At 75.3% G+C, this 2694-nt stretch carries 2 protein-coding genes; both read right to left on the reverse strand.

Translation table 11 applies throughout. The annotated features are described in order from the left end of the window. Positions 1 to 1385 (reverse strand): RICIN domain-containing protein (locus tag ACFXGA_RS40025; RefSeq protein WP_378098390.1); only part of this gene is annotated, 1385 nt, incomplete at its 3' end. Between the two features lie 357 nt (positions 1386 to 1742). Continuing rightward, on the reverse strand, positions 1743 to 2537 hold the full coding sequence (locus ACFXGA_RS40030; protein ID WP_378098393.1) for an alpha/beta fold hydrolase: 795 nt from the start codon (positions 2535 to 2537) through the stop codon (positions 1743 to 1745). Positions 2538 to 2694 lie beyond the last annotated feature (157 nt).

Raw genomic sequence — 2694 nt, forward strand, 5'->3', positions numbered from 1 at the left:
TTCTCACCCCCACCCCCCCCCCCGCGGGGGGGGGGGGGGCGGGGGCCCCCCCCCCCCCCCCCCCCCCCCCCCCCGCGGGGGGGGGCCCGGGGGGGCCCCCCCCCCCCCCCCACGACCGTCTTCGCGCCGGTGGCGGGGTCGAGGCGGACCAGTTCGAAGGTGTCGCGGCGGCCGAACAGCACCTGCCCGTCGGGCAGGGTGGTCAGGCCCCAGGGCAGGTCGGTCTCGGTGGTGACCCTGGTGACCGCGCACAGCGCCGTGGCGCAGGCGGCGCCGGTGGTGACCGCGACCGCCGCGCTCGGCGTCGAGCGGTTGGCCTGCGCGTCGCGCGCCCGCACCCGGTACTCGTAGCGCGTGTTGGCGGCCAGGCCGCTGTCGGTGAACGACGTCGTGGTCGCGCCGCTGGTCGAGCCGACCTGGACGCCGTCGCGCAGGACCTCGTAGCCGGTGACGCCGACGTTGTCGGTGGCGGGCGACCAGCGGACCGTGACCGAGGTGCCCGACGCGGTCGCGGTCACGCCGGTGGGCGTGCTGGGCGGCGTGGTGTCGGCCTGGCACTGCGGCACGGTGATCGTGACCGTGGGGCTGGCCTGGGACACGTTGCCGGCGGCGTCGCGGGCGTTGACGTACAGGCCCCAGGTCGCGCCGGGGCTGACGGTGAGGTCCGCCGACAGCGCCGTGCCCGGCACCGAGGTCATGAGCTGCCCGTCGTGGTAGACGTCGTAGAAGGCCACCGCGACGTCGTCCGTGGACGCCGACCACGAGAACGTCACCCCGGTGCAGGTCAGGTTCGACGTGCGGGGGTTCGCGGGCGCGGTCGGCGGCGTGGTGTCCGCGCCGAGCCGGACGAGCTGCCACTGCTGGTTGGCGGCGCCCGTGTCGGGGAGCTGGACGAGCCGCGCGCCGTCGGCGGTGGAGGAGTTCAGCACGTCCACGGCCTTGCCGCTCGCCCGGTTGAGCAGGCGCACGTAGCCGCCGGCGGAGTCGGCCAACCGGAACTGCTGGCCGGCGAGGTTCGCGTCGGTCGTCTGCACGAGGCCGGCGCCGTCGGCGGTGGACGGGAAGCTCAGCACCTTGCCGCTGTGCCGGGACCTGATCCGGTAGTAGCCGCCGCCGGAGTCGACGAACTGCCACTGCTGCCAGGCGCCGTCGTTGCGGCTGTACTGGGAGATCCGGGCGTTGTTCGCGGTGCTGCGCCCGTACACGTCCAGCACCTTGCCGCTGGCGCGGTTGACCAGCACGTACGAGGCGCCGGTGTCCACGGTGGCGGCCGACGCCGCGGGGACCGGGAGCACGGCGCCGAGCACCGACAGCGCCACCACCCAGACCGCTCGGCGTCGCGGTCGGCGGACGGCGTTCTTCCTGCTCGCGAGGGGATCTCGCATGGTCTTCCTCTCACGGGACGCAAGGCCAATCGCCTTGTTATCGCTAACAAAGGGAGGCGGCGGAATGCCGCGTCGATGGCGGTCGACGTGCACCGAAGGGGGTCGAGCGGAAGTGTTCCTAGACGCGCCGGACAGCGGTCGCGGAGGGGACCTGGCCGGGTCTCACGCGGAACGGGACCGACCCGGGGCTGGTTTGCGCACGTGGAACCATGCTTCGCCTCCTTGCGAGCAGGGTGCGTGGTGGTCGCCGGGTCGGTTCGACTGGGAGCGTTCCCAGAGGCACCGTAGCGCACGGCGTTCGCGGTCGACAAGGCCGTCGGTCGGGTACCCCGCGATCGTGAGCGCTAACATCGAGGCTCAGCGGAGGAAGTCCACCACGGCCGTTCGGAACCCCGGGCCGTCCACCGTCGTGCCGTGATCGCCCCTCACCACGTGGAGCCGCGCGTCGGGGATGGCGTCGACCAGCACGTGGGGACGCCGGGCGAACGAGTCGTCGTCGCCGACGATCACCAGCGTCGGGGCCGTGATCGCGGCGAGGTCGATGCCGCCCTGGTGCGCGGCGCGGGCCTGCGCGGCCAGGGAGGGGAAGTCGGCCCCCACCGCCCGGGCGAACGCGACCATGCCCGCGACCTCGGGCGGCAGGGGACCGGGTTCGTCGGCGAGGAACGCGTCGGCCAGGACGTCGTTGGGCAGCACGCGGGTGTCCACACCGCCGACCTCGACCACCCCGGCGCCGACCCCGCCGACCACCAGCCTGCGCACCGCGGGCTCCTCGGCCGCCGTGAGCAGGGCGATCACCGCGCCCATCGAGTAACCGACGACGTCCACCGCCTCGGCCCCGAGCGCGCCGACGACCGCCCGCAGGTCACGCGCCATCCGCGGCTCGCCGTACCGCGCGGGGTCCGCCGACTTCCCGGACGACCCGTGCCCGCGCGCGTCGATCCCGACCACCCTGCGCCCGACCCCGGTGAGCGCCGCGACCACGCCGCCGGCCTCCCACTCGACGAGGGTGTGGGCGGAGAAACCGTGCTGCAGCACGACCGGCACGGGGTGCGGCTCCACGCCCGCGTCGGGCTCCCAGAGGTGGAAGGCGATCCGGGTGCCGTCGTCCACCACGAGTTCGGACGTCCGCGACGCGACCGCGTCGGTCATGGGCTGCCTCCGGCGACGTGCTCCGCGGCGCCGGTCGGTCGAGCCGGCGGCGACCACCGTACTTCCCCCGGCGGCCCCGGCACGACCCGCCGACAGGGCCGTGCGGCGGCCGCCGGGCGTCGTTGGCCCCCACCCCCCCCCCCCGGCCCCCCCCCCC

This window comes from Actinosynnema sp. NPDC059335 (genome assembly GCF_042752395.1).
GTDB lineage: Bacteria > Actinomycetota > Actinomycetes > Mycobacteriales > Pseudonocardiaceae > Actinosynnema.